The organism is Sulfurospirillum oryzae, from assembly GCF_025770725.1.
In the GTDB taxonomy this organism is placed as follows: Bacteria; Campylobacterota; Campylobacteria; order Campylobacterales; family Sulfurospirillaceae; genus Sulfurospirillum; species Sulfurospirillum oryzae.
On sequence record NZ_JANZKZ010000005.1, the window covers coordinates 87,599 to 113,418 of the forward strand.

Annotated in this window: 28 protein-coding genes and 1 tRNA gene; 21 read left to right on the forward strand and 8 right to left on the reverse strand. The window is 38.3% G+C overall.

Going from position 1 to position 25,820, the window contains the following annotated elements; genetic code table 11:
* Nucleotides 1–50 precede the first annotated feature (50 nt).
* Together N0B29_RS11580 and N0B29_RS11585 are read left to right on the forward strand one after the other, a co-directional pair.
* A complete protein-coding gene (locus N0B29_RS11580) occupies nt 51–2,174 on the forward strand; it encodes a diguanylate cyclase domain-containing protein (protein ID WP_263833893.1) in 2,124 nt (707 codons plus the stop codon).
* Nucleotides 2,171–2,512 carry an arsenate reductase family protein gene (locus N0B29_RS11585; RefSeq protein ID WP_263833894.1) on the forward strand — a complete coding sequence of 114 codons (342 nt, stop codon included), beginning with the start codon at nt 2,171–2,173 and terminating at the stop codon, nt 2,510–2,512. Before N0B29_RS11580 ends, N0B29_RS11585 begins: the two co-directional genes overlap by 4 nt.
* Here N0B29_RS11585 and N0B29_RS11590 read toward each other — a convergent pair.
* Nucleotides 2,509–3,132 carry a LysE family transporter gene (locus N0B29_RS11590; RefSeq protein WP_263833895.1) on the reverse strand — a complete coding sequence of 208 codons (624 nt, stop codon included), beginning with the start codon at nt 3,130–3,132 and terminating at the stop codon, nt 2,509–2,511. The two genes, N0B29_RS11585 and N0B29_RS11590, sit on opposite strands and share 4 nt — an antisense overlap.
* 271 nt (nt 3,133–3,403) lie before the next feature.
* On the opposite strand from N0B29_RS11590, the gene N0B29_RS11595 reads away from it, so the two are divergent.
* From N0B29_RS11595 to N0B29_RS11620, 6 genes are read left to right on the forward strand one after another with little or no spacing between them, the layout of a single operon-like run.
* Entirely contained in the window at nt 3,404–3,715 is a 312-nt protein-coding gene (locus tag N0B29_RS11595; protein WP_263833896.1) for a hypothetical protein, read from the forward strand.
* Nucleotides 3,705–4,892, forward strand: coding sequence for an ABC transporter permease (locus N0B29_RS11600; protein WP_263833897.1), 1,188 nt, complete (start codon nt 3,705–3,707; stop codon nt 4,890–4,892). Before N0B29_RS11595 ends, N0B29_RS11600 begins: the two co-directional genes overlap by 11 nt.
* A complete protein-coding gene (locus tag N0B29_RS11605) occupies nt 4,889–5,557 on the forward strand; it encodes an ABC transporter ATP-binding protein (protein WP_263833898.1) in 669 nt (222 codons plus the stop codon). The genes N0B29_RS11600 and N0B29_RS11605 overlap by 4 nt, the downstream gene beginning before the upstream one ends.
* Entirely contained in the window at nt 5,554–6,516 is a 963-nt protein-coding gene (locus N0B29_RS11610; protein WP_263833899.1) for a hypothetical protein, read from the forward strand. The genes N0B29_RS11605 and N0B29_RS11610 overlap by 4 nt, the downstream gene beginning before the upstream one ends.
* Nucleotides 6,513–7,019 (forward strand): hypothetical protein, encoded by a 507-nt coding sequence (locus tag N0B29_RS11615; protein WP_263833900.1) that lies wholly within the window; start codon nt 6,513–6,515, stop codon nt 7,017–7,019. The genes N0B29_RS11610 and N0B29_RS11615 overlap by 4 nt, the downstream gene beginning before the upstream one ends.
* Before the next feature lies 1 nt (nt 7,020).
* Nucleotides 7,021–7,839 carry a TIGR01777 family oxidoreductase gene (locus N0B29_RS11620; RefSeq protein ID WP_263833901.1) on the forward strand — a complete coding sequence of 273 codons (819 nt, stop codon included), beginning with the start codon at nt 7,021–7,023 and terminating at the stop codon, nt 7,837–7,839.
* Here N0B29_RS11620 and N0B29_RS11625 read toward each other — a convergent pair.
* A complete protein-coding gene (locus N0B29_RS11625) occupies nt 7,836–8,462 on the reverse strand; it encodes a LysE family translocator (RefSeq protein ID WP_263833902.1) in 627 nt (208 codons plus the stop codon). The two genes, N0B29_RS11620 and N0B29_RS11625, sit on opposite strands and share 4 nt — an antisense overlap.
* 106 nt (nt 8,463–8,568) lie before the next feature.
* On the opposite strand from N0B29_RS11625, the gene N0B29_RS11630 reads away from it, so the two are divergent.
* Nucleotides 8,569–9,015: a hypothetical protein gene (locus N0B29_RS11630; RefSeq protein ID WP_263833903.1), complete on the forward strand. Its 447-nt coding sequence runs from the start codon at nt 8,569–8,571 to the stop codon at nt 9,013–9,015.
* Nucleotides 9,016–9,037: 22 nt separating this feature from the next.
* Nucleotides 9,038–9,544 carry a flavodoxin gene (locus tag N0B29_RS11635; RefSeq protein ID WP_263833904.1) on the forward strand — a complete coding sequence of 169 codons (507 nt, stop codon included), beginning with the start codon at nt 9,038–9,040 and terminating at the stop codon, nt 9,542–9,544.
* Between the two features lie 165 nt (nt 9,545–9,709).
* On the opposite strand, the gene N0B29_RS11640 is transcribed toward N0B29_RS11635, so the two are convergent.
* Genes N0B29_RS11640 through N0B29_RS11650 form a run of 3 tightly spaced genes read right to left on the reverse strand, consistent with a single transcriptional unit; the run spans nt 9,710 to nt 12,397 of the window.
* The gene (locus tag N0B29_RS11640) at nt 9,710–10,225 is read right to left on the reverse strand and encodes a DUF1007 family protein (RefSeq protein WP_263833905.1); all 516 of its coding nucleotides are present in this window, start codon (nt 10,223–10,225) and stop codon (nt 9,710–9,712) included.
* A 9-nt stretch (nt 10,226–10,234) separates the two neighbouring features.
* Nucleotides 10,235–11,647 carry a nickel/cobalt transporter gene (locus N0B29_RS11645; RefSeq protein WP_263833906.1) on the reverse strand — a complete coding sequence of 471 codons (1,413 nt, stop codon included), beginning with the start codon at nt 11,645–11,647 and terminating at the stop codon, nt 10,235–10,237.
* Between the two features lie 3 nt (nt 11,648–11,650).
* On the reverse strand, nt 11,651–12,397 hold the full coding sequence (locus tag N0B29_RS11650) for a nickel/cobalt transporter (RefSeq protein ID WP_263833907.1): 747 nt from the start codon (nt 12,395–12,397) through the stop codon (nt 11,651–11,653).
* Between the two features lie 161 nt (nt 12,398–12,558).
* On the opposite strand from N0B29_RS11650, the gene N0B29_RS11655 reads away from it, so the two are divergent.
* The 4 genes from N0B29_RS11655 (at nt 12,559) to N0B29_RS11670 (ending at nt 16,863) form a co-directional block, all read left to right on the forward strand.
* Nucleotides 12,559–12,864, forward strand: coding sequence for a DUF2325 domain-containing protein (locus tag N0B29_RS11655; RefSeq protein WP_263833908.1), 306 nt, complete (start codon nt 12,559–12,561; stop codon nt 12,862–12,864).
* Between the two features lie 14 nt (nt 12,865–12,878).
* Nucleotides 12,879–14,003, forward strand: coding sequence for an Opr family porin (locus N0B29_RS11660; RefSeq protein ID WP_263833909.1), 1,125 nt, complete (start codon nt 12,879–12,881; stop codon nt 14,001–14,003).
* Nucleotides 14,004–14,303: 300 nt separating this feature from the next.
* On the forward strand, nt 14,304–16,148 hold the full coding sequence (locus N0B29_RS11665; RefSeq protein WP_263833910.1) for a 7TM diverse intracellular signaling domain-containing protein: 1,845 nt from the start codon (nt 14,304–14,306) through the stop codon (nt 16,146–16,148).
* Nucleotides 16,141–16,863, forward strand: coding sequence for a response regulator (locus N0B29_RS11670; protein ID WP_263833911.1), 723 nt, complete (start codon nt 16,141–16,143; stop codon nt 16,861–16,863). The genes N0B29_RS11665 and N0B29_RS11670 overlap by 8 nt, the downstream gene beginning before the upstream one ends.
* Here N0B29_RS11670 and N0B29_RS11675 read toward each other — a convergent pair.
* Nucleotides 16,841–17,599 carry an N-acyl amino acid synthase FeeM domain-containing protein gene (locus N0B29_RS11675; RefSeq protein ID WP_263833912.1) on the reverse strand — a complete coding sequence of 253 codons (759 nt, stop codon included), beginning with the start codon at nt 17,597–17,599 and terminating at the stop codon, nt 16,841–16,843. The two genes, N0B29_RS11670 and N0B29_RS11675, sit on opposite strands and share 23 nt — an antisense overlap.
* Nucleotides 17,600–17,849: 250 nt before the next feature.
* Between N0B29_RS11675 and N0B29_RS11680 the strand changes: the two genes are divergently transcribed.
* Nucleotides 17,850–18,767, forward strand: coding sequence for an aspartate/glutamate racemase family protein (locus N0B29_RS11680; RefSeq protein WP_263833913.1), 918 nt, complete (start codon nt 17,850–17,852; stop codon nt 18,765–18,767).
* Between the two features lie 158 nt (nt 18,768–18,925).
* On the opposite strand, the gene N0B29_RS11685 is transcribed toward N0B29_RS11680, so the two are convergent.
* Together N0B29_RS11685 and N0B29_RS11690 are read right to left on the reverse strand one after the other, a co-directional pair.
* Nucleotides 18,926–19,001 (reverse strand) — tRNA-Ala (locus N0B29_RS11685).
* 46 nt (nt 19,002–19,047) lie between these two features.
* Nucleotides 19,048–19,575, reverse strand: a complete 528-nt coding sequence (locus N0B29_RS11690; RefSeq protein ID WP_263833914.1) for a J domain-containing protein — start codon at nt 19,573–19,575, stop codon at nt 19,048–19,050.
* Between the two features lie 185 nt (nt 19,576–19,760).
* Here N0B29_RS11690 and N0B29_RS11695 point away from each other — a divergent pair, with 185 nt between their 5' ends.
* Genes N0B29_RS11695 through N0B29_RS11720 form a run of 6 tightly spaced genes read left to right on the forward strand, consistent with a single transcriptional unit; the run spans nt 19,761 to nt 25,820 of the window.
* Nucleotides 19,761–20,147: a response regulator gene (locus N0B29_RS11695; RefSeq protein ID WP_263833915.1), complete on the forward strand. Its 387-nt coding sequence runs from the start codon at nt 19,761–19,763 to the stop codon at nt 20,145–20,147.
* Nucleotides 20,113–20,658: a chemotaxis protein CheW gene (locus tag N0B29_RS11700; protein ID WP_263833916.1), complete on the forward strand. Its 546-nt coding sequence runs from the start codon at nt 20,113–20,115 to the stop codon at nt 20,656–20,658. The genes N0B29_RS11695 and N0B29_RS11700 overlap by 35 nt, the downstream gene beginning before the upstream one ends.
* A complete protein-coding gene (locus tag N0B29_RS11705; protein WP_263833917.1) occupies nt 20,658–22,637 on the forward strand; it encodes a methyl-accepting chemotaxis protein in 1,980 nt (659 codons plus the stop codon). The genes N0B29_RS11700 and N0B29_RS11705 overlap by 1 nt, the downstream gene beginning before the upstream one ends.
* A 57-nt stretch (nt 22,638–22,694) precedes the next feature.
* Complete coding sequence (locus N0B29_RS11710; RefSeq protein WP_263833918.1) at nt 22,695–22,964, forward strand: hypothetical protein; 270 nt, start codon at nt 22,695–22,697, stop codon at nt 22,962–22,964.
* Nucleotides 22,957–24,993, forward strand: a complete 2,037-nt coding sequence (locus N0B29_RS11715) for a chemotaxis protein CheA (RefSeq protein WP_263833919.1) — start codon at nt 22,957–22,959, stop codon at nt 24,991–24,993. The genes N0B29_RS11710 and N0B29_RS11715 overlap by 8 nt, the downstream gene beginning before the upstream one ends.
* On the forward strand, nt 24,993–25,820 hold the full coding sequence (locus N0B29_RS11720) for a CheR family methyltransferase (RefSeq protein ID WP_263833920.1): 828 nt from the start codon (nt 24,993–24,995) through the stop codon (nt 25,818–25,820). Before N0B29_RS11715 ends, N0B29_RS11720 begins: the two co-directional genes overlap by 1 nt.

The window sequence follows — 25,820 nt, forward strand, 5'->3', positions numbered from 1 at the left end:
TTCATTACTAAAAATTGTTATAATGATAAAAATTAGAAAAAGGTGATAACATGAATCTTAAAGCAAAACTTTTTGTTTTCATGACAGCGCTTTTTTTCCTCTTTTCTACTTTTGTATGGTTTTATTCTGATTTTTTATTTGAAAGTATTAATGAAAAATGGGCGGAGCGGTTTATTAAAAAGCAGGTTGCTTTCGATAAAAACCGTACACTTCTTCCTATTTTAAGGGAGCTTTCACTCACAAGAGAGATGGCAAACGAACCTGATCTTCAAGCGATGGCACTGCATGAAGACGATCCTATTGTAAGGCAAAAAGGGTTAGACGTCTTAGAACGGTATCGTCTTTTATTTCAAGACCGAAGCTATTTTGCCGTTTTTGTCAAAACACAGCACAATTATGCCAACAATGCCACTAATGATTTTAAAGGTAAAGAGTTTCGCTATACACTCTCCACTTCTGAAAGTAATGACGCTTGGTTTTTTAAAATACTTGGAGACAATGAATCTTTTTGGGTGAATGTCAATAAAAACATGAGGTTAGACAGTACTAAAGTATGGATAGATGTTGTTCTTGAAAGTGGCAATGGTCAAAAAGTGGGAATTGTGGGTACTGGGGTTGATTTTGAGCGCTTTTTACGTGAGTCTGTTGGCATTGAACAAGAAGGTGTACACAATTTTCTTATCAACAAAAATTTTGCCGTTCAACTTGCTCGAGACACGACACTGATCGATTATAACAGCCTCACCAAAGCCAATGGGGAGCATAAAACCATTGATTTATTATTTTCAAAACATGATGTTGAGCAGATCAAAAAAGTTATTAATATGCTTTACCTTGAGCCAGAAAAAGTTGAGACATTGTGGGTCAATTTTGAAGGGAGTAAACATCTTTTAGGCATTGCGTATCTTAAAGAGATTGGATGGTTTAATCTAACGTTGATTGATCCAGCTGAACTAACATTGATGAAAAATATCACCATTCTTCCAATGCTTAGTCTTCTTTTTTTAGTTTCCCTTGTATGTGTTGGATTTACACTCAATTATTTGGTTTTAAAGCCTCTAAGTCAGCTGAAAGCATCGATGAAACGCATTGAGCATGGCGATTATTCTATGGATCTTTCATTGCCTCGTGGGCATGATGAGATTGCTGGGCTTTCACGTCAATTCAACGAGATGATTGCCTTTGTCCGCTCCAATAATCTAGCATTGGAAGATAGAATTCATGAGCGAACATTAGGGCTTATGCAAAGTGAAGCCAAACTCAATACGATTTTAGATACGGTAGAGGCTTTTATTTACATCAAAGATACGCAGTACCGTTATGTTTATGCCAATAAAAAAACGTGTGATCTGTTTGGTGTTACTTTGGAGACGCTTATAGGGCATGAAGATTGTGACTTTTTTGACATCGAAACAACTCAAAATATCCGTAAGTTTGATAGTGAAGTGATTGAGTACGGGCGCAAAGTGACGCGTGAAGAGACCAATATGAGTTTACAAACAGGACTGTCAACAACCTATCTTTCTACAAAAATTCCTTTGCTAAATGAAGATGGAACGCTTTACGCATTATGCGGTATCTCGACGGATATAACTGAGCGTAAAAAAACCGAAGAGCTGGTTCGCGAGCTTGCTTTTCATGACACTCTAACGCATCTTCCTAATCGGCGAATGTTTGATGAACGTTTTACGTTTCTATTGGCGCAAGCTAGGCGCCATCATAAATGGGGTGCATTTTTAGTGATTGATCTGGATAATTTCAAGCCACTCAATGATGTTTTCGGTCATAAAGCAGGTGATCTTTTACTCACAGATGTAGCAGCACGTCTCAATGCTTGTGTGCGCCAAAGTGATATTGTCGCTCGTTTTGGTGGTGATGAGTTTATTGTAGCTCTTAGTGATTTAAGCAAAAATGAAGAAAATGCTAAAGTCGAGGCGATGAGGGTGGCCTCTAAAATACTCTTTCATGTGAGAGCCCCTTATGTCCTCTTATTGGATGAAGAGGAGAAGAAGGATAAAGTCATTACTCATGAGTGTACTGCAAGCATAGGCGTAACTCTTTTTGGCTATGATAAACAGCACAAAGAGCATATTTTTAGTGAGGCAGATAGGGCAATGTACCAAGCCAAACAAAAAGGGCGAAATCGCATCGAGTTTTATAAGGAGAGTGTATGATCAAAGTGTATGGTATTACGACGTGTGGTAGTGTCAAAAAGGCGATTGCTTTTTTTAAAGCGAAGGTTGTTCCTTATGCGTTCATAGACCTTAAAAGTACGCAGATCAGTGAAGCAAAACTAAAAGAGTGGCTAAGTAAGCAACCCATGTCGGTTATCTTTAATACCAAAGGAACGAAGTTTAAAACTTTGGGGCTTAGTAAAGAGATGGACGATACAGAAAAAGGAAGTTGGCTTTTAAGGGAGCAGCTACTTTTTAAACGCCCCATCGTTGAGTGTGAAGATGGAGCGCTTTTGGTTGGTTTTGACGAAGAAGTTTATACGAAAAAATTTGTTTAAGCGCGTTTTGCCGTTGAGATAAAAAAGGCTGCAAGGAGTAAAAAAGCTCCTGTAAGACGGTTTTGAATCTTGATGGCGCGAATAGACTTAATGACATTTTTAAGGCGTGAAGCTAAAGAACTATAGCCTGTCATGACAATAATATCCACACAAATGAGTGTTGCGCAGATGATGACAAACTGCCCCAAAAGTGGTTCATTTGGATTGAGAAATTGGGGAATAAACGCAACCAAAAAGACCGTTGCTTTGATGTTGGTCAGGTTAATCAATGTGGCTTGAATAAACGCTTTGGAAGCGGAAAAAGCTTTGATCTGCTCTGCATCGTTTGGTAAATGTGGTTTTTCAATAAACTTCATAACCCCCAAAAAGACCAAGTACACCACGCCAATCCATTTAATGATATTAAAAAGAAGCAATGAACTCATAATGAGAGATCCAAGCCCGATAACGACAACAAACGTTTGCACAAAAAGGCCCATCTGAAGCCCCATAATAGCGGCATAAGAGCGCTTAAGTCCGTATTTGAGTCCATAGTTCATAGAGACAACAGCTCCAGCACCAGGAGAGACACTAATGAGAATGGAGGCGACGAGCATCGTAAGCCAAATATCGAGTTGCATAGAACGTCCTTAGCATAAGCATTTAAGATAGCGTATTGTAATCGAAAATGGCTTAGATGGAACAGCGTTCTTACAAAATTTATTTTGAAAGAACTTGAAGCACCAAAGGTGCGTGGGCATTCTGCCGAGGAAAACCACGTGTTAACGTAGTCTTTTCACAGAAACTTCGTTTTGAGCTTTGCTTTAAAAACGTGTAAAGAGTTCTGCAAGAACTCTATTGATAAAAGCGTGTTCATGTGGTACAATCTTCACTTACATTAGAGGAGATGCAATGGTTGCTCGTATCACGTTTTTTGCACTATTCTTGACACTTTGCATCACGATTATGGCACAAATCTTTTACTATTCTTATGCATGCGCACTCACACCTTCAAAGATTACATGTAAAGAAGAGTTGGTCGCTCTTTCTGGATTGCCTGATCTTGCTTTGGTAAGTGAAGCACACTACGTTCGCCACCGAAGTCTCAGTGATGTTTTCTCTTACTTTGGCGATTCACCTGAGCTTTTAGAGTATTTTCCTTCTACTTTCGTGTATCACTACGCACCCAATTCTCAGCCTTCAAGGATAGAACGTGTCTTTTAAATTCAATTTTTTATTGTTAGATTACGGGGTTCGCTCTCTCACGCGCCGTGCGGGGAAAAGCTTTTTTATCTTTTTTATTTTAAGTTTGCTCATTTTTTTACTCTCTTCAATTTTGATGATAGCAGACGCTATTAAACTTGAACTGAGCACCACACTCAAAACGTTACCTCAAATTACACTTCAACGCTTTGTTGCGGGTAAGCAGACTGATGTACCGATAGAGAGAGTCGATGCACTTTTAGATATTGAAGGCATTAGTGCGATAACGCCTCGTGTGTGGGGATATTATTACTTCAAACCTGCAGGCGTAAATTTTTCCGTTGTTGGTGTGGATGCTTATGAAGAGCAGTACTCTGCTACGCTTTCTAAACTCACACAGAGTTTTGATGTGAAACTGCTTGAGAGTGAAAATGCCATGATCGTGGGTGTTGGTGTGAAAAAAGTCTTAGCGGAAAATTATTACACCGACTTTTTTAATTTCGTTACCAGCGAAGGAAAATGGCAACGCGTTTCGATCGCGGGTGTTTTTAATTCAGACCTTGCTTTAGAATCCAATGATCTGATTATTTTGCCTAAAAAATTGGCGTATGCTATTTTTGGAATGGAAAAAGACAAGGCCACCGACATTATGGTTAAAGTGGCTAATGTGAAAGAGATTCCTACCATCGTGCAGAAAATTACGACACGCTTTCCTGATATGCGCGCTATCACTCAAGATGACATTAGAGTCAGTTACCAAAATATTTTTGATTATAAAAGCGGCTTTTTCCTCTCCCTTTTTAGTATTTGTGCCTTTGCTTTTTTTATTATTATTTACGATAAAACAAGCGGCTTGAGTTCTGAAGAGAAGAAGGAAATCGGCATTTTAAAAGCGATTGGTTGGAGCAGTGATGATATTTTGAAAGAGAAGTTTTTTGAGAGTTTCATTATTGCTATAGGTGCTTTTTTAGTAGGGATTGCGTTATCTCTTTTTTACGTCTATGGCTTGCAAGCACCACTTTTGCGCAATGTATTCATGGGGTACTCCGAGCTTAAACCTGCTTTTGCATTGCCGTTTCATCTAGATTTTGCGATGCTTTTTCTACTGTTTCTCTTAAGTGTTCCCATTTACATCGCCGCCACTTTGATTCCTTCGTGGCGAGCTTCAAGTTTAGATGCTGATGAGGTGATGCGATGATTTGGGTTCAAGAGGTAAGTAAAAGCTTCATTCAAGGCGATGAGAACGTTCATGCGTTGCATAGTATATCTTTACATGTAAAGAAAGCAGAGTGCGTGGTACTTAAAGGATCAAGCGGTAGTGGCAAAAGTACTTTACTCTCTTTAATAGCAGGGCTCTCTCAGCCAACGAGCGGTGAAGTGCGTGTAGATAGTAAAGAAATTTCTAAATTACCAGAGCATTTTAGTGCTGCCCTTAGACGCCAGAAAATTGGGTTTATTTTTCAAAAATACCACCTTATAGCACATCTTAGCGTTCTTGAGAATGTCATGGCTCCTTTGATTCCTGAGAACCTTCCTTTACATGTACTCGAGAGCAAAGCCAAAGCAGTGATGGAGCAGTGTGGCATTGCGCACAAAGCTGGGATGCGTGTGAACCGTCTTTCTGGAGGAGAACAACAACGTGTGGCAATCGCACGTGCCTTGATCAATGATCCTTTAGTCATTTTAGCCGATGAGCCAACCGCCAATCTCGACGAAAAACTCTCTCGTGAGCTTATAGCCTCTCTTGAGAAACTCAAACAAAGTGGCGTGACACTCCTCATTGCAACACACGATCCGCTCTTTTTTGACCTTGCGTTTGTTGACCATGTTGTTGAGATTAAAAATGGTGAGATTGTGGTATGAGCTTAACCCCTGAGATTATCTCGCTGCTTATTCTCGATGCCATTTTTCTTTTTTTTGGCATCATTGCTTTTGCCATAGGTTTTCGCATAGCGCTCAAGTGGGACAGTCATGCAACCACACCCCTTCAATACACGCTTTCTAAACAGAGCTATTTAGTTTCGACCATTATCAAATACATTTTTATGCTCAAACTACCTCTGTTTCTCTTTTTTATTTATACATGCGATAAGCTCTCCACCATCATCACCGGTGCTATGTGTGCGAGTGGCGTGGTGAATTCGGTTGATTTTGGGCTTTATTTGACGCTGTTTAAACTTTTAAATCTTTATCTCTTTGGCTTTTGGTTGCTGCTTCACTATGCTGATATAAACGATGAAAAATTACCCTTTACTCAGCTGAAATTTGTTTTGTTTGTCCTTTTTTCAGTACCGCTTTTTGTGGAAATTGGGCTTGAGATAGCTTTTTTTGCAGGGCTTAACATCAGTAAGATTGTCAGTTGTTGCGGTACACTTTTCTCTGCATCAAGCAGTTCGTACATTTCACTACTTTTTGCGGTGGATGCCTCATTGTGGGTCTGGTTTTTCTATGGCTTCTTTGGCATGATTATGCTTGCTTTTTGGTTGAAAAATATGTCTTTGATGATTTTTGCCAATGGCATGTTCTTACTTTTTTCAATCATCACATTGATTGTCTTTTTTAGTCCGTATGTTTATGAACTCCCAACTCATCGCTGTCCGTTTTGTTTGTTGCAGAGGGATTATTATTTTGTGGGATATGCGCTTTACACACTTCTCTTTGCTGGAACATTTTATGGCATTGGCGGAGGTGTTTTAGCGTTGGTGTCACACAAGGCACAACCACATTTTATGAGAGCCTCTTTGGTGTTGAATGCGCTTTATCTCCTGATCTTAACGAGTTATCCTGTGGTCTATTTTATACGAAATGGAGTTTGGTTGTGAAAAAAAATGTTTTCGTCGGTGTGTTGATTGTATTTCCTCTCTTAGCGCTTGGTGGGCTTTTTTGGTTTTTACATGTAAAGCATCAACTGCCAACTGACATAAGCAATAGTTCCAAAGTCGCCTTAGAATTTAAGGACAACACGATTCAATGCCCAGAGTGTCACATGTTCATCGTGGGTAAAAAGCACACAGCACAAATTGTCACAGGAGATTCTAAAACACACTTTTTTGATGATGTTGGATGTGCTATTTTGTGGATGAAAGAGCAAAAAATCGAGCCACAAACCGTTGCTATGTGGGTGTATAGCAATGATACGAACCGTTATATAAATGCCTTTAAGGCAGCTTATTCCATCAACGATGAAACGCCGATGCATTATGGCTTTGGAGCGTATGAGCAGAAGAAAGAGAGTATGATAGACTTTAATGAGATGCGTCTTCGCATGCTCAGAGGCGAAAATATGAGCGACTCTAAAATACGCCAACACTTACAAGGACACTAAGATGAAAGTAGCCATCAGCGGAGCGAGCGGTTTTGTTGCCAATGCACTCAAAAAAAGATTCCCAAATTTTGTCGTGATTGAGCGAAAAGATGACGTGGAAGCTATCAAGCAAAAACTTGAAGGGGTAGGTGCTGTTTTTAATCTCTCGGGTGCGCCCATCGTTGCGAGATGGAATGAGGCGTATAAAAAAGTGCTTTACACAAGTCGTATTGAGACAACTAAGAAGCTTGTCGAAGCGATCAATCAAAGTGAAATAGAGCATTTTATCTCCACCTCTGCGGTAGGCATTTACCCCAATAACACACCTTGCGATGAGCGAACCCTTCCTTTAGGCGATGATTTTTTAGGAAAGCTTGCGCAGGATTGGGAAGCGGAAGCTTTAAAATGTACGAAACTCACCACCATTTTACGTTTTGGTGTTGTGCTAGGTCCTGATGGAGGAGCACTCTCCAAAATGCTACCTGCTTTTAAACTAGGACTTGGAGGCATTATTGGCGATGGGCGAATGATGACCAGTTGGATTGATATTGACGATCTTGTTGCCATTTATGCTTTTGTGTTGGAGCACCAATGCGAGGGCATTTATAATGCTACTGCTCCGCAGCCACTGAGTAACTACGACTTTACAAAAATATTAGGAAAAGTGTTGCATCGCCCCACTTTTTTACCTATACCTTCTTTTATGATCAAACTGCTTTTTGGCGAAGGTTCAACGGTTTTACTTGATAGCAAAGAGGTTTACCCTAAGGCATTGCTTGAAAAAGGATTTACTTTTAAGTATGGCGAGTTAGAAAAATCCCTTATAAAGATTTTAGCCTAACGCTTTTCTAAAAAGAGTGTAATGCCAAGAGAAACCATCACGATTCCTGAGATCGCATCTAAACTCTGGCGTACACTTTTTTTCGTGATAAAACCATTTGCTGAGACAATGGTATAGACTAAAAATGCCTGCCAGATCGTTCCTACAATAAAATGCAGCAAGGCTAGAAAGAGTGATTGTGCAAGTGCAGAACTCTCGTGAGAGATAAATTGTGGTAAAAATGCCATATAGAAAATGACGGCTTTTGGGTTAAGGACATTAGATAAAAATCCCTCTTGTAATGATGTCCAAAAATTAAACGGTTTTTTCGCAACCACTTTTTGATGCGTTCCTTTGGCATTCCAAAAAGACCTTAGTGAGCCAATGCCGAGCCAAATAAGATACAAAGCTCCCGCAATTTTTAAAATTGTAAATGCTGTGGCCGAATAGAGTAAAACCGCAGAGATACCTACTGCTGAAAGTGTTGCATGCACAAAAAGCCCTGAACAAATCCCCAAACTTGAAACAAGTCCATCTTTAGCGCCCCCACGCAATGTATTACGAATAACGATCATTGTATCGGCACCAGGTGTCATTGTCAGTAATGTGATAGCGACTAAAAATGTCCAAAGATCTAATGGCATACTCTTCCTTTTAAAGTAAAAAAGTATTTTACAGCGAAAAGAATAAAAATATATTGACTTATTATTTGAAAACGGTTATCATTTTGAAAAATAAAAAAGGTTAAAGATGTCTGAAGCATATTCCACGCTCAATGAAATAAGCCGTCGTTTTGATAAAGAAGATTTGGCACTACTGGCAAAACATCCAGATCTTTGTTTTACCATCAACAGTTATGAACTTTTTTCACATCATGTTTTTAGTCGTGTTAAGCGCCAAAATCCTGATAAATCGGTTTCACAAGAGGAGAAGCGCATTGTCATTCAAAGTGAAGAGAGTAATGAATCATTACACTTATATCCGACATGGAAAACCATTGAGCAACGCGCTGATCTTGAAGCATCTGCAGAGATTAATCAGGCGATAGATTTACTTGCATCACTTGAGTGTAAGCACATTTATCTACTTTTTCCACGAAGTGCAAACTTTAGAAAACATGTGCTTATTCGCAGTGAAAAACTTGATGATTTAGGCATCGAGTACACTCTAAAATTGGTACCTTATACCATTTATTAAACGATCTAAAGGAGAAAGAATTATGAAAATAGCTATTTTTTATGGAAGCACTAACGGTAATACGGCGGAGGCCGCTCTTAAAATTCAAAAGCGGTTAAATACGGATATTTATGATGTTGGAAAGCTCAAAAACGGAGACAACCTTGCCAAATATGATGTGCTCATTTTAGGGACATCAACATGGTATGATGGCGATTTACAAGATGATTGGGATAGCTTTATGAGTCATTTAAAAGCGGCTGATCTTAAGGGTAAAACCGTAGCGCTTTTTGGACTAGGCGATCAAGAAGGGTATGGTAGTGATTATGTAAGTGGCATGCGTCTTATTTATGATATGGTTATTGACAAGGGTGCTAAAGTCATTGGGTTATGGGATGATATAGGCTATTCGTATGAAAGCTCGGCTTCGGTTATTGATGGCAAATTTATAGGGCTTGCTTTAGATGAAGAGAATCAAAGTGAACTGACCGATGGGCGCATTGCTTCATGGTGCGATCAATTAGAAGCTTCTTTAAAAGGAAATGCATGAGTACTTACACAATGACGTCTATTCAATCATGCGATGAGCCTTTGGCAAAGTTTAAAAATGGGGAGAAAACAGAAATAAAAAGTACACAAAATGCAAAGGATCGCCTACTCTTTTGCAAGTGTACCTGCTAAATTTAAGAAGAGAAGGGGTTTCCTTCTCTTCACATTACTCTTGAACCACAACTTTATAGGCATAGTAAAAGTCCGCATCATACCCTTCGACTTTGCATTTGATAGGTTCTTTACATGTAAGCCACTCTTTTTTCACAATAAGCGCTACATACATCTCTGCATCGTAAAAACGTAGCTCATATTTTTTAAACTTTGGCTTTGGAATAGCAAACGTGTAAATGAGTTTTTTGCCATCAAAGGTAGCGTTAAAGTCACTAAAGCGTTTGAGATCAAACTCATCTTTGCCATTTGACATGTGCATAAAATAGCTGTAAGGCTCTAATGTTTTAAAATGATCTTTTTCCATAAAAGCCACTTCGTTGGCATCGAGCTTTTTATCTTTATTTTTATCATAGTCGTCCATGAGCATGGCAGAACTCATCTCATCAAAACTCCACGTCAAAATAATTTTATCCGGCAAGACTTGTACCTTGGTATCAATAAAAACATGTGGATGTGCACACAAAAAAGTACTGAGCAAAGTACTCAAAAATATTAAACGAAAAAACACAACGACTCCTTACGCAATGAGTAAGATAATACCCAATATCAGCATGATAGCAAGGCTAATCACTTCACTGTAAATAAAAATTTTTGGGCTTTTGGTTTGAAAACGATTTTTCGTAAACACCGTAGCTACCGCCGTTAGGGCAATAACGCTACTCATACCTAAGCTCATACTAAGTGCTGCTAAAAAACCTAAAAGATAGGCTCCAGTATTAAGTGCAAAAATGAAGATGGTAATGGTTCCCGGACAAGGAATAACCCCAGCGCTTAAAACCACACCCCAGTCTGTACTTTGGGATTTTGGTGAACAAGAAGAGCATTTACATGTAAAAGGGTGCGCTGAAAATGAGACAATCTTTGGCGTGCTTTTCATCGCTTGAATTTTTTGCCAACCCAAATAACCTGCAATGCTGATAATAATAAGCGCTGAGAGCTTCGTTGCATAGTAGGTGACGTTGGTAAAAAAGGCATTAAAAAAGAGATCAAAGAGTCCGTAAATGACGAGTGTAAGTAAAAAGGCGGCAAAGGTATGCACGATGCCAATCAGGGCTGCTATGCCAAGAGCTTTGCTATAGCGATGGTGTGAAGCAAAAAGATAGGAGCTAACGAGCGCCTTGCCATGACCTGGTCCTGCGGCATGCAAGAGTCCGTATAAAAACGACATACCTAAAAAGAGGGCATAAGTTGTCATTGTGCCTTTTTCTTTGAGTGTGGTGATGGCATTTTGAATTGTTTGCTGTGTATGGGTTAATCGTGTTTGAAGCCATGACATCGAAGGAGGGAGCTCTTTAGGTTGTTCAACATCTTCCTTTTTTGGAGGAGCTAAGGAGGTGTCTTTTTGTGTCACGATACCGTTAGTAATTTTAGTAAAGGCGATGTGGTTAGCCAGATTGAATTCGAGTGTGAAAGGCTCTTTAATGGTGTATGTGACACTATGCACCAAAAATTTAAAATACTCTTCTTTATCTTCAAACACAAAGGAGATTTCATCACCCGTTGCCACTTCTTGATTGATCTTGGTTGTAAAACGAAAAATGAGATTCTCCCCTTCTAAAAAGAGGTTTTTTGTCTTTACATGTAAAGGTAGTTTTTTCACATTCTCTTGGTTGGGTTGAGTCGCGTTTAGATACTCAATGGTCGTTAGGAAATTTCTTTTTTCAATGTAATTTTCCAAGATAATTTTAACGCGCTCAAGCTCTTTGGGGTCAAGTTTATTATTGTGATTTTCATCGTAACGTGTGAGTAAAGTATTGATAAAATCTTGCGTAAATGTCCATTCAAACGTAATGGTTTCAATCTTAGACGGTGTACCATTTAGGGTGATGGTAACTGTAGCTGAGGGTGTATAAAGGGCACACAGGGCACACGCAAAAAGGTTGTAAGGAAGCATAAAAAGCAAAAATGTAAAAAGAAATTTTCTAAGCATAGGTTAAAAAGCTCGTGTTGAGATAGGGTTTAGTAAGAACAAAAGTCCTAGTGCTATAACTAACAGAACTCCTAAAAGTCGCAATACCCAGAACCAACGAGGCTGTGTCATCACAGGTTTTGATTTTTGCATGATGTTGACCAATAGACCTGCAAGTGAGATGGTAAGCCCCATGCCAAGACTCATAAATACAGCCGCAACCATACCAATGGTGATGTGTCCTAACGTGATGGCAAAAAAGCAGAGCGTAATGACACCAGGGCAGGGCACAATACCCGCTAAAAGAACGACGCCAAAACGGCTTTTTTGCGGGCGAACACTCTCTTTCGTTATTTTGCGTGAGCGCCAAACGTCATACAGTAGCCAGCATCCCATTAAGACAATTAATGCGCCTGAAATTTGAAACAGTGGTGGATTGACTTGTCGAAAAAGTTTCATAGCACTGACTTGAATCAGATACGTCGCTGCCAGTGTGACCACAAGGGCAGAAAGTGCATGAACGATGGCGATGAGAAAGCCTATTTGAAAGACATGCATTTTTTTAGTGGGGTTGGCTAAAAGATAACCTGCAACGAGTGCTTTACCGTGTCCTGGACCGATGGCATGAACCACACCATAACCAAAAGAGAGGGCAAAAATAAGCAGCATAGGCGTTAGATTACCATCTTCAATGGCACGAAAATGAGACGAAAGTTCTGTGTTGAAATAACGATTTGCTTCAGCAAAACTGATAGCGAGGGATGAAAGCATGTGAGTCTCCGAAATAAGTAAAAGTTATTGTATCCCAGAGCCATTGTCAAAAAGATAAATAAGTTTTTTTAGTTCATAAAATGATAGCAATTATCAAATTTAAAAGAAATTAAGCAAAACTATCCTAGTATTTCAATAACAATTATCAAAAAGGAGAAGCGATGTCAGTACTAGTGATAGGTGGAGATAAAATTGATTCGATAGCGTCGGTATTGCAAGATTTTTCTTTTGAAAAGATTACGCATTGGGATGCAAGGAACCCTTCTGTCGTCAAAAAAGATATTCCACAAGATGTGCATTTGGTCATTATGTTGACCAATTTTTTAAATCATAATGCAATGAATAAATTTAAAAATGAAGCCAAGCGAAAAGCGATCGAGTTTATCTGTGCAAAGCGCAGTGAAAGCTCTGTTTTTTGTGAGCTTTGCAAAAAATACAATCCAAATGGTTGTATTTTAGAAAAATAAAAAGGAGTTAATCAATGCAGTTACGCTATTCACGTATGATTGCGGCAATAGTTTTAGGAAGTAGTTTAAGTGTGGCAGGTGATGCTACAAATTTGGAAGAGGCTTTCGCGAATGGTAAAATTGAGGGCACCATTGGTTGGTTTGGACAGCATATTGATGCTAAAGAGGGTACAAACAGTGGCTTTTCCAATGGCTATGTCAATATTGGATTTGAGACAGCACCTATACATGGTGTAAGTCTTGGAGTCTCAGGCTGGGGTAGTTTGAAAATCAGTGAAAAAAATGACGATGATTATAAAACTTCTATAGCTGATCCAAATATGCTTTCCCAAGCTTTCGTGAAGGTTGAACATGAAGGTATGGGGAGAGTTGTACTAGGGCGTCAAGCGGTGGATTTTAACTGGTTGAGCGATTATATTGAAGGTGCGACATTTGAATTCAGTAGTATCGAAAATCTTGTTTTAAATATGGCATGGGCACGTAAATATGCTGTAGTCGATATTGATGAAGTCTCCAATAAATTTGGAAAAATTAATGGCAATGACGGCATTTACATGCTTGAAGCAAAATATATGCCTATGGAATCTTTGGAACTCAATCCTTATTTTTACTACGGTGAGAATCTTTTAAATACACTTGGTTTTAAAGTAACATTGAATTTAGCCCTAAATGAAGAGGTTAAAACAAAGACGATGCTTCACTATGCTTCTATCGATAGTGCTGTTTCGGGTACGCCAAATGGTTCATTTACTCAGGTAGAACAAGGCGTTTCACTTTTTGGTGTTAGTGCGGCTCTTGGGTATATTAAAGTCGATAAAGAGGGTATGGCTGAACTTGGTACTTTTGGCGATCAATTGCCATTTGAAGAGCACAATCATACTTTTGATAAAGATGCTAAAACACCCTATATCAGTGCCTTGTATGAAGTTGAAGGTGTAAAACTAAGTGCAATTTATGCAGAAACGAAATACCTCGATACACTTCTTGCCAATAAACTTAAAGAAAAAGAGTTTAATGTCAAAGTAAGCTATGAGGTTCTTAAAAATATTGAAACTTCACTCCTCTATGCCAATGTTAAAAATGATGACATCGTACAAAGTTACGATGCGATTAAAGCACATATTTTCTATAAATTTTAATACTATACAATCTTATGAAAGAGAAAGCAATCTCTCTTTCATAAGTATTTTTACCTTTCCTCACTATTCTTTTCATTAGACAAACTTGGTCTTTTCTTTACATTCATATCTTGGTATATTGTCTTTAATATTTATTAAGATATATAAAATGTATCGAAAATACGCTAAAATAGGACATATTAAGTAAAATAGCAAGTTTACATGTAAAGAATACTCATAATTTTCTCATGCTATTGAGAGGGTTCATAAAAATAAAGTTATAAAAGTTCATAATATCAAGGAAAGGGAGCTTTCAAGGGTATGGTATATCTGAAAATAGTATTCGTGTTGTTATTCACCTCTGTTGTCTCTGCAAGCTCACTGCAAATTGACGCTGCAACATCTTTTTATGATGTACTTTCTCATTCTGAAATCTATAACGATCATACCAAGTCTCTCACTCTAGCAGATATAGAAACAAGCCCTGTTGCATTTAGCAAAAATGATAAAAAGCTTGTAGGGTTTGGGTATGCACCAAATTTTACGGTATGGGTAAGGTTTTTACTTGAAAATGTAACGGATACAAAACTTGAAAAGGTGTTGGAATACGACAATACCATCACTTCTGAAATCTATTTTTTCGATGGAAACCAGTCAGAAGGCGTGCTTGAAGGGCTGTTTCATATTGCGAAAGAGCGAAAAACGATCAACCCTATTTTTCCTATAACGCTCCAACCTCATGAAGTAAAAACTTACTATCTTAAAGCAAACTCTTACACGTCCGCACTTATTGTAAAGCTCAATTTATGGAATCAAAGCTCTTTTTATGAAAAAGAGATCAACCATCAGCTCTGCCTTGCACTCTTCTTTGGCGCTATGAGTGTTCTTGCGATGTACAATCTTTTTCTCTTCTTTTTTACAAGAGATCGAAGCTATTTTTATTATGTACTTTACATTGTTGGACTTATTGTACACCATGTCATTTATGTTGGATTTGCGGGTATCTATTTTGTCAATCAAGCATGGATGGTTCGTCTCATTGCATTTTCTCCGCTCATCGTAGCCTTTCCTATAGGTTCATTAGCGCTTTTCTCCAAATCTTTTTTGAACATCCCCCGTAACTATCCAAAACTCAATAAAATTTTGTCGCTCTATTTGGTTGTTTTTGTATTTTTTCTTTTCTTAAGTATGATGAGCAATGCTCTGCATCAGTATCGTAATCTCTTTTTTATCTCATTATTAATCTATTTATTTGCAGTAACAATTTATGCCGCAGTGAAAAAGAATAGACAAGCCTATTTTGTTCTTTTTGGCTGGGTTCTTATTGTTGTGACGTTTGTGCTGATGTATCTCTCCAGTGCGGGCATTTTTAATATTTATGAGTATGTACGCTATTTTGTTGAGCTCTCATTGGTATGTGAGGCGACGATCTTTTCCATTGCTTTGGCAGATCGCATTAAACAGTTGCGCAAAGATAAAGAGATTGCAAATCAAAAAGTTTTAGATCAACAGAAAAATGAAAAAGAGCGACTTGAGCGTAAAGTCATGGAAAAGACACAAAACCTCAATGTAGCACTCGCCGAAAAAGAGCTACTGCTTAAAGAGCTCAACCATAGAGTTAAAAATAATATGCAGATGATCGTTTCACTTGTACGCCTCCAACGCGATGAGATTAAAGATGAAAAGCTTGATGACATGTTTCAAACCATTCAGAACAGGATCAATGCGATGAGCCACCTGCATGAGCTTTTATACAAACAAGACACGATCTCACACGTTAATGCGTATGAATACTTTACACTGCTCATTGACGAGTTTGAAGAGAGTTGCCATAGCAATATTTCGATCCATTTTGACATCAAAGCAGAACTTGAAAATGAACATGCTGTTTATTGTGGGTTAATCCTCAATGAACTGATGTCCAACGCCTTCAAATACGCCTTCCCCAATGGCCATGGGGACATTACGATTCTTTTGGAAAAGATAGATAATAGATTTAAACTCTTTGTAGCCGATAATGGCGTGGGTTACGATCAAGATGTCGCATCCAATTCCTTAGGACTCATTCTTGTGCATACGCTGGTTATTCAACAGCTCAAAGGAGAGATTCATATTGACGCACATAATGGGGTGAGGGTAGAAATTGTATGGAGTAGCCATGACTAAGACAAAAATTCTAATTGTAGAAGATGAGGCTATTGTCGCACTAGATATTAAAAAAGCTTTAATCCAGTTAGGACATGACGTCATTACGATGGTAACCAACCATGACGATGCTATCAGAAGCGTTGAAAAAAATAGACCCGATATTATTATTATGGACATATATTTAAACAATAGCCTAGATGGTATACAAACGGCAGAAGATATTCAAAAAATCCATGCAATTCCCATACTCTATCTTAGTGCTTTTGCTGATGATGAAACGATTAATAGAGCCGTTAAAACCAATCCTATAGGTTACCTTACAAAGCCTTTTAAACGTGAGGAGTTAAAATCGACCATTCAGTTAGGTTTGTATAAAAAAGAGATAACCGATCAATTAGCCATTGACCATAGCCATACGTCTTTGGGGCTTAATTACAGTTATGATCACATCAATGGACAACTTTTTTACGGCGATATGCTCATTAAACTTGGTATTAAAGAGAACGCACTTTTAAGAATTCTGATCGAAGCCAAAGGAAAACCAATCTCTTTTCAAGAGTTAGAATATTTCCTCTGGCCTGATACACCTATTAGCAAAGGGGCGCTTAGAACACTTATTTATCGAACAAGAGCAAAACTCGAATATAAATTTATCGAGACCATCCCCTCTGTCGGCTGTAAATTAACACCCATTTCTAGTGCAATGGAACCTATCTTAAAAAGCATTTTTTAAAAAAAGCGGACACTTGCGTAATATCCCACGATAAAACCAAAATAGCTTTATCAAGATTGCCATAAGCGTCTAACTCTTTTTCAATTTTCATTCCACCAAATTTAGCATATAAGTTATAATGATCGTGCGTAATAGAGGCTAAAATGAGGTTGATCTTATCAGGATTATGAAGAGCAAGCTCATAGATGCCTTTGTAAAAGTTCTTAAATTCTAAACCTAGTCCTTTGTCACTTTGTTTGACCACTTGCCTTGATAACTCACACAGCTTATGTTCTCGTAAATATTCCAATGAAACATTTTTTTCGGTTGGCAAAAAATGCTTATCATCAAAAATAAGTCGTATAGACCCACTCATTTCATTTTCACTTTGGTAGTAAAAAATGGCAGAATGGGTATCGTAAGTATCAAAATTAAGCCCTTCAATTTCGTCTTGAAATTCACGCTGATACCCTTTTGTTGCATAGATAGCACTCCGTAATTTAAAGACATTGATGAGCTCTTCTGCGGTCGTGGTAAGTTTGAGATTTTTATGGTCATTGTCCCATGAGAGTTTTTTATTAAAAGCGATGCTCTCATCAATGATTTGCTCTAAAAAGACTTTTTTTTGAAAGAACCCTAATAACCTTTTTCCCCTAGTTTCTGAAATAGAGAGTTGACATTCCTTGCATGGATGAGATTGCTTAGTCGCAAGCTCTTTAATCTCCATCATTGCACCATTCTTGTTTAGATAAGCCATGTTCTATCTCCTTTAAAGTTGATAGAACAATCCTACAAAAAGGGGGTGATACAGTTCACATCGTGAGATGTTTTATGTTTGAAAATGAGCTTGGATGTAAAAATTGCGCAAATAAATCATTTTTTTTTAATAACACAAAAACTGTGACGCAAACTGTGACACAAATAGTTTATAATGAATGAAATGTACTTTTTAAGGCTGGAATTATGACGAGCTGTTTGATGTCTAAAATGATGCAACGAGGGTTACAATGAATGCAGAAATGGCGAACTATGCCCCTTTATCATTTAATACTACTATTTTCAATAATGCAAAAGAGATACAAAGTCATGTAGATACTTACATTCATGGATTACATCAAGAAGCAGAGCATCTCAAACAGTCAAAAAAAGAGTTAAGCGATCAAAGTTTTAAATCGGGGTTATTGACTTATGTTCCATTGGGCGGCAAAAGCGATACACATCTCCTTTTGTTAGGAGGCATGGGGCCATTAGCAGGGGCACATGGGATGAAGGAGTGTTTGTCATTTTTACAAGATGCGTATTCTGTAACACTTTTTCAGGCGTGTTTTATTCCCAAACGAGATTCAGATCATGATGTCGCTTGGAGCCTTTATGAGGCGCTACATGTAGCAGTACAAAATTGTCCCAAAAATAAGAAGATAGAGTTGATTGTTGTTTGTAATGGTGCGCATCATTTTATTGAAGATGCATTAAAACTTTTTTACCAAAAAAGCTCACATAAAAATCGAGACATACGCTTTCATTCACTCAAAGCATCTGTCGAAAAAAAAAGTAGAACCTTTGGAAGGCTAAAGTGCATTGCACTTCAAAGTAACTTTGCTGCTCAAAAAGGTATTTATGGAAACTCACAGAATATTTATTCCATGGACACAATCCCCCCATTATCAAGCTATCAAAAAAATTTAACATTGGCTATCGAAGGAGTCAAACGTTTTGATAAACACACAACGCTTTTGAATGCCATTAAAGTTTTTCATGCACTTATGGATTATGGTGCTAAAAGACTTTTACTCGGGTGTGCGGAGATACCTATTATTATTGATTCGTTAAAAAAAGAGGCTCCTCATGACATCCAAGAGTACTTATCAAGCGTTACCTTGATTGATCCTTTGATGCTCGCTCTTCAAGAAATGGCAGAAAAATAAGCGCAAAGATGCACTCAACGTGTGATGAAACGGCGACACGCTTTTGTTAGAATTTTAAAAATAGGATGAATATTAGAAAAGCAGAATGATTGAGTGGTGAAAACAGTGGGGATGAATTTTTTAAAGATTTAGAAGTGGCTAAAAAGCCCTAAAATACGTGGTGGAGTGTAGGGGGATCGAACCCCTGACCTCAACGCTGCCAGCGTTGCGCTCTCCCAGCTGAGCTAACACCCCAATTGAAAAAAAAGTATTTTACCAAGAGAAACTTAAAAATTGGTTCTTAAGCAGCAATTTGTCTCATTTTTTCTGCTTTGATAAGAGCATAAGCTTCTTGAATTTGCTGAAATTTTGTAGTAGAATTTTTAAGGCTGCTTTCATCTTTAGATACGATACTATCGGGATGAAACATCTTTGCAAGAATAAGATATTTTTGACGAATACTTTCTAAACTTTCTGTTTTATGAGCATTGAGTAAGCGGTAGGGATCATGATGTGTTGTTGGGATGTGATGTAAGCGTTGCTTGAACTTTTTTTTCACCAGTTTGATAGGCTTTTGAGAAGATAAAAGAAGCTTTTGCAAAAAAGAGGCGTTATGCGTTTTGGAAGCAAAAGCACATGTATTATACAAGGAATTCAAAAAAGCTTTTCGCCTTTGGTTATGCTCTGGTGTGTCAAAGTTGATCAGCGTTTCATTGACCCAAAATGAACGTCCCACCAAATGAGTCAAAACATGGCTTACATGTAAATAATGTGAAGAGGTTTCTGCAACATAAATGGTAATGCAATCAGGCGAGAGATGAAGTTTCATGTTTTCTCCTTACTTAAGATGTAAAAGCAAAATTGATTCCTTGCGGGGAAAAGCCTTTTTTTCGTTGTTGTTAACACTTTTTTAATATTTTTTAAGTTATATTTACAAGTAAAGCGAATATGACCTGACTGTGACTATTGTAACGATAGGGAGACGCCTTTAGAAATTTTAATGAAGGAGATGATGTGAGTAAACGAGTAATTCTAGTCGATGACTCTAAAACAATTCTCGCAACAGCACAAATGGCTCTTGAAGAGATGGTCAACAAAGGGATCATCCAGTTTGCTACTTACCTTAATCCTGCCGAATTACGTGACGCTCTTTTAAGCGGTAGTGAAGATTATGATTTACTGATTAGCGACATTAATATGGCGCAGATGAGTGGACTTGATCTTTCTGCTGAACTCAAGGGACATGAAAAATTTAAAAACCGACCTATTTTAATTCTCACAACGGAGAGTTCACCTGAAATGAAAGCACGCGGTAAAGCTATCGGTGTGACAGGATGGATGGTAAAACCTTTTAGCGATGACAAGCTTGTCAAAGCGATTAACATGGTACTGGGGTTATAAACAGATGGAGCCAACCAAACGAGCAGAAAAAGCGAATAATCGTTTTTTGACTTTCTATTTAGAAGACGAAATGTATGGTGTGCATATCTCTGATGTTAAAGAGATCATTGCAATGATGAAAACCACACCTGTCCCTAAGACGCCAAAGTTTATCAATGGTGTCATGAATTTAAGAGGTAACATTATCCCTGTGGTTGATATGCGTCTTAAATTTGATATGCCTTCCTTTCCTCAACACATGTACACGGCGATTGTTATCATTAAACTAGATGAGAAACTCATCGGTTTTATCGTGGATAAGGTTGAAGAGGTTATCAATGTGGATGACAATCATCTCAGTCTTCCTCCTGAATTTGGTGGACATATCGATACAAAATTTATCAAAAACATAGCGCAACATAAGCAAAAAGTGGTGATGATCTTAGATCTTTTGGCCCTTTTTGGTGAAGAAGAGTTGAACATGGTACAAAATCTCAGTAAAACAGTCAGTGATAAAGCAAAGGAGAAGTGATGAAACACGCAACATTAGGGTTTAGAATCTCATTAGGATTTGGGGTTTTAATAGCAATCGTTTTAATGATAGGGCTTACAGGTATTATTAATATGCGCACAGCTTCTTCTGATTCTTCACGTTTATCACAGATTTATGTTCCTGAAGTAAGCATTGCTAACGATATTTTACAAAATGTAAGTCAAGGTAGATACTATATTTTGGCGTTTTCTGACCTTGATGATGAAACGGCTTTGGTGAAAGCAAAGAAAAACTTTGCTGAGTTGCAAACGAACTTACAAAAAGCCGAAGAGTTAGGTAAAAAGTACTCACTCAAAAAGCTCTTAGAGCATGAAAAAATTGCGGCTAAGGCTTTGGTTGATTATATGGCTTCGGTTGAGCGTAGTGAAAAAACACTGACTAGAAAGAAAACGCTTGATGCTGCAATGGTAAGCAATGCGGCTCTTTTTCTCAAAAGTACAGGTGAGTATCGTCAGTCACAAGAAGATAAATTTTTAAAAGAGATCACTGATAAAGCAGCCCCTTCTGTTTTAAAAGCACGTTATGACAAATTAGATAATTTGAGTGATATTCTTGATATCGCAACCTATTCTAGGGTTTATGGACAGCGTGCTCAAGTCGTACGTGATGCTTCGGTATTAGATGGTGCAATCCAAAAGTTTGATGCCCTTTATAAAGTCATTGCAACGCTAAAAACACATACGGATGATACGACAAATATGGCACAGCTCAATGGAATTGAAGCCGCTGCAAAAGTCTATGAAACTTCTCTCAGGGGTTTTGTAAGCGTTATGCAAGAGACTGCGGATGAGCAAAAAACACGTATGAAAATCGGTACAGAGCTTAATAGTGCTATTGATGCCATTATTGATGATGGCTTTAGTACGATTAGTGAAATCTCCAATGAATCGAGCAATACCCTTGATCGAGCTTCATGGGGTATGATTATTGGTGTTCTTTTAGGATTAGTTATCAGCGTTGTCATCGCTTTCTTCTTGATCAAAAGCATTGTCAAAGTTGTTGTTGATTCTGTCAAATCACTCTCTGAAGGTACAGCCCAAGTGGTCAGTGCGAGTGAGCAAATCAGCTCTGCTTCTGTTTCGCTCGCAGAAGGTGCAAGTTCTCAAGCGAGCAGCGTGGAAGAGGTGAGTGCGACCATCGAGCAAGCAACCGCTAGTAACAATCAAAATGCAGATAATAGTCGCGAAGCTAATCTGTTAGCGCAACACTCAAATGACGCGGCAAGACTGGGTAACCAACAAGTCGGCGACCTTATGATTGCTATGGAAAAAATTACCGATTCATCTCAAAAAATTGCCAAAATCATTAAAACGATTGATGAAATTGCATTCCAAACTAACCTTTTAGCGCTTAATGCCGCAGTGGAAGCAGCGCGTGCTGGTGAGCATGGTCTTGGTTTTGCTGTTGTAGCCGAAGAGGTGAAAAATCTTGCAGAACGTAGTGCTGGGGCTGCAAAAGAGATTACGGGTATCATTGAAGCAAGTATTGATCAAGTGAAGATGGGAACTGAAGTTGCCAATCGTACGAAAGAGTCTTTTGGTGAGATACTTCTTAGTATTAAAAAGACTTCTGATCTTATTGGTGAGATTGCCATTTCAGCCAAAGAACAAGCTGAGGGCATGAATCAAATTGCTACGGCAATGGGATCTGTTGATCAGATAACCCAACAAAATGCGTCTGCTTCAGAAGAGACAGCTGCGGCGGCTGAAGAGCTTAATGCACAAGCCATTTCTATGCTTGAGAGTGTTGCTGAGATCGCTGCTCTTGCTGGGTATGATATGGGAAAAGAGAGTGCTAAAGCCTTTTCAATAAAACGAGTGTCAAGTTCGAGTTTAAGTATGCCTCCTAAGCGTTTGGTCATGGCTCCGAAAAAAGCAAAACCAAGCTTTTCAACAGCAACCAAACGAAGCAATGAAGAAGTATTCCCTTTAGATGAAGATGATTTAAAAGAGTTTTAATGATTTGCTTTTACATGTAAAGCGTAGTGTGAAAAATCTTTTGACTAAGGGTAAGCAATGTGTATAGATGGAGATGTGCTCGAACTCGATATTGAGATGGACTTAGAAGAGGTAAAAGCGCTTCAAGTTTTCATTAAAGATCGCTTGGATTATGTTGAGGAGATTGTTTTATTGCGTTCCAAAGACGGCACTCCCTCAACATCAGCACTCTTTTCACTGCTTTTTTGGATTAAACACAAAAAACCTACGATCAAGATTGATTTTATTGAGACGATGAATCTTAATCTTGAATCGTATGGCATGATGAACTGGATAGCGCATGAGTAGAGAAAAACTAAGACAAATTTTTATCGAAGAGGCGAATGAGATTATCGAGAAGATGGATATTGATATCTTCAATTATGAAGAATCTCCAAGTGATAAAGCCCTGCTCAATGAAATTTTTAGAGGTGTCCATACGCTCAAAGGCAGTGCTAATGCTTTTAACTTTTCGCATCTTGGTGAGTTTGTTCACCATTTTGAAGATGTCTTAGACTACTTTAGAAGCAGTGATGCCATTCCTCATAGTCATGATGTCGATCTTTTTTTAGAGAGTGTCAATGTCATTAAAGAGACACTTTTTTGTGAAGTAGAGGGTAGTACTGAGTTACCTAGCAGTTATGCGGTATGTTTAGAAAAAATCCAAAAAATTCTTTTACATGTAAACGATTTGAAAGAACCAGCAGAAAGTTCTACCAACGATCTCTCTTTGGAGTTTGGTAACGATACTTTTTGCAAAACACCAACGACTGTGTGTAATGAAGAGGCGTTTTTAAATGAGTTACAAACAGATGAAACACTCTTTAAAATTACGCTAACGCTTGATGAAGATATTTATCTGCGTGGATTTGACCACTTCTTATTTTTCAAAAATCTTTTACATGTAGGAAAAATTTTAGCATCCTTTTGGAGTTTTCCTGAGCATTTAGACGAAGAGCCATTTGATGTCGAACGCAATGCCATTAAAGAGGTCAACATTTATCTTGCAAGTCGTAAAGATCGTGAGAGCATTGCTGATGTCTTTGCTTTTTTGGATGAAACAGAGTTTTCCATCCATGAAGTGAAAGGTGTCAACCCTATTGATGAGATAACACCAAATATTGTCGAGGCGCAAAAAAGTGCTACTGTGGAAGAGAAGGAAGATGCCAAGAAAAGCAGTGTTGTGCCTAAAAACTTTCTCAAAATTGATGCACTTAAATTAGACGAACTCTTTGATTCCATTGGAGAGCTTGTAATCGCACAAAATTACTTAGGCGAAAATACCAAAATCAAAGCAATTCAAGATTCAGAAGTGACTAAAACGATTGAAAATCTCTCCAAAATTACACGTCTTATTCAAAATCGCGTCATGTCGTTGCGTATGATCCCTATTCGTGATACGTTTGAGAAAATGAAGAGAGTGGCACGCGACTCATCTAAAAAAGTGAACAAGCCAATCCACCTTGCCTTAGAAGGCGAAGAGACAGAAATCGATAAAACAATGGTCGAAGCACTCTCTGATCCTTTGGTTCATATCATTCGCAATGCGATTGACCATGGCATTGAGAGCAGCGTGGAAGAGCGCCTAAAAGCGGGTAAAAGTGAAGAAGGGCAAGTAACGCTAAAAGCCTACCATCGTGGTGGGAATATTATCATTGAAGTAAGAGATGATGGACGTGGAATTGATAAAGTAAAAGTTTACCAAAAAGCGTTAGAAAAAGGGATTGTAGCAAAAGATGAGGAGCTGAGTGAATCCCAAGTCTATGGACTTATTATGCAACCCGGTTTCTCGACGGCTGATGTGGTAAGTGATATCTCAGGACGAGGTGTTGGGCTTGATGTTGTAAAAACAGCTATTGAAGCCGTACGCGGTAAAATTGATATTAGTTCCGAAGAAGGCAAAGGCACAACATTTTGCATCGTGTTACCACTGACTTTAGCCATTATTGATGGCATGATTGTACGATCTAATGAGAAGATTTTTATTATTCCAACACTTTGTATTACCGAGTCTTTTAGACCACAACAAGAGAGTGTTCATAGTGCTAGGGGGCAAGAAGAGTTTGTGCAGTTACGCTCTGAGCTTTTACCGATTGTGCGACTTGGACGTGTTTTAGAACTGGATGAATGTATGCCAAATCCGTGGGAATCCACACTCGTTTGCATTGAAAATGTAAGAGGTAAATTTGCGCTTCTTGTGGATGAACTTGTTGGACGGCAACAGGTGGTCATAAAGACATTAGGCGGGTTCTTGGCAAAAACCGAAGGAGTAAGTGGAGGAGCTGTTATGGGCAATGGCGAAATAGCTCTGATCTTAAACGTTGAAGAGTTGTACTGATGCAGCGGCTTGTCTTAAGGCGTAAAGAATTTTCCCTTTTTCAAGCATTTATTTATAAAAATATTGGTATTTCTTTAGGCGATCATAAAATCTATCTGGTGCAAGCAAGGCTTGCTAAGAGGGTTAAACAATTAGGGCTTGAGAGTTTTGGAGAGTATTACGATTTTTTAGTGGCAGATAGAAAGGGTGGCGAGCTTGAATACCTCTCTTCACTTATTTCAACCAACGTTACCTCTTTTTTTCGAGAGCACAAACAGTGGGAGTTTTTAAAAAGCCATCTTGCTTCTATTTTAGAGCGTTCGGGTGGACGGTTACGCATCTGGTCAGCGGCGTGTTCGAGTGGGGAAGAGCCTTATAGCATTGCGATGTTTTTAGCTGAACATCTTCCCAATATGACGCAATATGATATAAAGATTTTAGCAACGGATGTTTCGCCAAAAGTGCTCAAGATTGCAATGTCAGGAATGTATAGTCAAAAAGCGTGTATGTCTTTAAGCGATGAGTATTTACGAAAGTATTTTTCACCTGTACTGGTGGAAAATGAGGCATATTATCAAATCAGTGACATGCTTAAAAAACAGATTATTTTTAGAGAGTTTAACCTTGTGACAGGAGATTATGATCTGTTTGCGCAAAAAGCGTTTGACATCATCTTTTGTCGCAATGTCATGATCTATTTTGATAGACCAACTCAAAACAAATTAGTCGATCGGTTTCATGCCATCTTGGCAAAAGAAGGGCATCTTTTTATCGGAAGTTCAGAAGCACTCACCGATATGAAAAAAGAGTTTAAATCTAAAAGTGCTTCAATCTATCAAAAGGCGTAA

Coding starts and splice junctions, on each gene's coding strand:
- N0B29_RS11610 (WP_263833899.1), top strand. CDS start 5,554: ATGAGCTTAACCCCTGAGATTATCTCGCTGCTTATTCTCGATGCCATT.
- N0B29_RS11620 (WP_263833901.1), top strand. CDS start 7,021: ATGAAAGTAGCCATCAGCGGAGCGAGCGGTTTTGTTGCCAATGCACTC.
- N0B29_RS11705 (WP_263833917.1), top strand. CDS start 20,658: ATGAAACACGCAACATTAGGGTTTAGAATCTCATTAGGATTTGGGGTT.
- N0B29_RS11660 (WP_263833909.1), top strand. CDS start 12,879: ATGCAGTTACGCTATTCACGTATGATTGCGGCAATAGTTTTAGGAAGT.
- N0B29_RS11690 (WP_263833914.1), bottom strand. CDS start 19,575: ATGAAACTTCATCTCTCGCCTGATTGCATTACCATTTATGTTGCAGAA.
- N0B29_RS11715 (WP_263833919.1), top strand. CDS start 22,957: ATGAGTAGAGAAAAACTAAGACAAATTTTTATCGAAGAGGCGAATGAG.
- N0B29_RS11635 (WP_263833904.1), top strand. CDS start 9,038: ATGAAAATAGCTATTTTTTATGGAAGCACTAACGGTAATACGGCGGAG.
- N0B29_RS11675 (WP_263833912.1), bottom strand. CDS start 17,599: ATGGCTTATCTAAACAAGAATGGTGCAATGATGGAGATTAAAGAGCTT.
- N0B29_RS11645 (WP_263833906.1), bottom strand. CDS start 11,647: ATGCTTAGAAAATTTCTTTTTACATTTTTGCTTTTTATGCTTCCTTAC.
- N0B29_RS11580 (WP_263833893.1), top strand. CDS start 51: ATGAATCTTAAAGCAAAACTTTTTGTTTTCATGACAGCGCTTTTTTTC.
- N0B29_RS11590 (WP_263833895.1), bottom strand. CDS start 3,132: ATGCAACTCGATATTTGGCTTACGATGCTCGTCGCCTCCATTCTCATT.
- N0B29_RS11650 (WP_263833907.1), bottom strand. CDS start 12,397: ATGCTTTCATCCCTCGCTATCAGTTTTGCTGAAGCAAATCGTTATTTC.
- N0B29_RS11605 (WP_263833898.1), top strand. CDS start 4,889: ATGATTTGGGTTCAAGAGGTAAGTAAAAGCTTCATTCAAGGCGATGAG.
- N0B29_RS11665 (WP_263833910.1), top strand. CDS start 14,304: ATGGTATATCTGAAAATAGTATTCGTGTTGTTATTCACCTCTGTTGTC.
- N0B29_RS11680 (WP_263833913.1), top strand. CDS start 17,850: ATGAATGCAGAAATGGCGAACTATGCCCCTTTATCATTTAATACTACT.
- N0B29_RS11595 (WP_263833896.1), top strand. CDS start 3,404: ATGGTTGCTCGTATCACGTTTTTTGCACTATTCTTGACACTTTGCATC.
- N0B29_RS11670 (WP_263833911.1), top strand. CDS start 16,141: ATGACTAAGACAAAAATTCTAATTGTAGAAGATGAGGCTATTGTCGCA.
- N0B29_RS11655 (WP_263833908.1), top strand. CDS start 12,559: ATGTCAGTACTAGTGATAGGTGGAGATAAAATTGATTCGATAGCGTCG.
- N0B29_RS11630 (WP_263833903.1), top strand. CDS start 8,569: ATGTCTGAAGCATATTCCACGCTCAATGAAATAAGCCGTCGTTTTGAT.
- N0B29_RS11585 (WP_263833894.1), top strand. CDS start 2,171: ATGATCAAAGTGTATGGTATTACGACGTGTGGTAGTGTCAAAAAGGCG.
- N0B29_RS11710 (WP_263833918.1), top strand. CDS start 22,695: ATGTGTATAGATGGAGATGTGCTCGAACTCGATATTGAGATGGACTTA.
- N0B29_RS11625 (WP_263833902.1), bottom strand. CDS start 8,462: ATGCCATTAGATCTTTGGACATTTTTAGTCGCTATCACATTACTGACA.
- N0B29_RS11720 (WP_263833920.1), top strand. CDS start 24,993: ATGCAGCGGCTTGTCTTAAGGCGTAAAGAATTTTCCCTTTTTCAAGCA.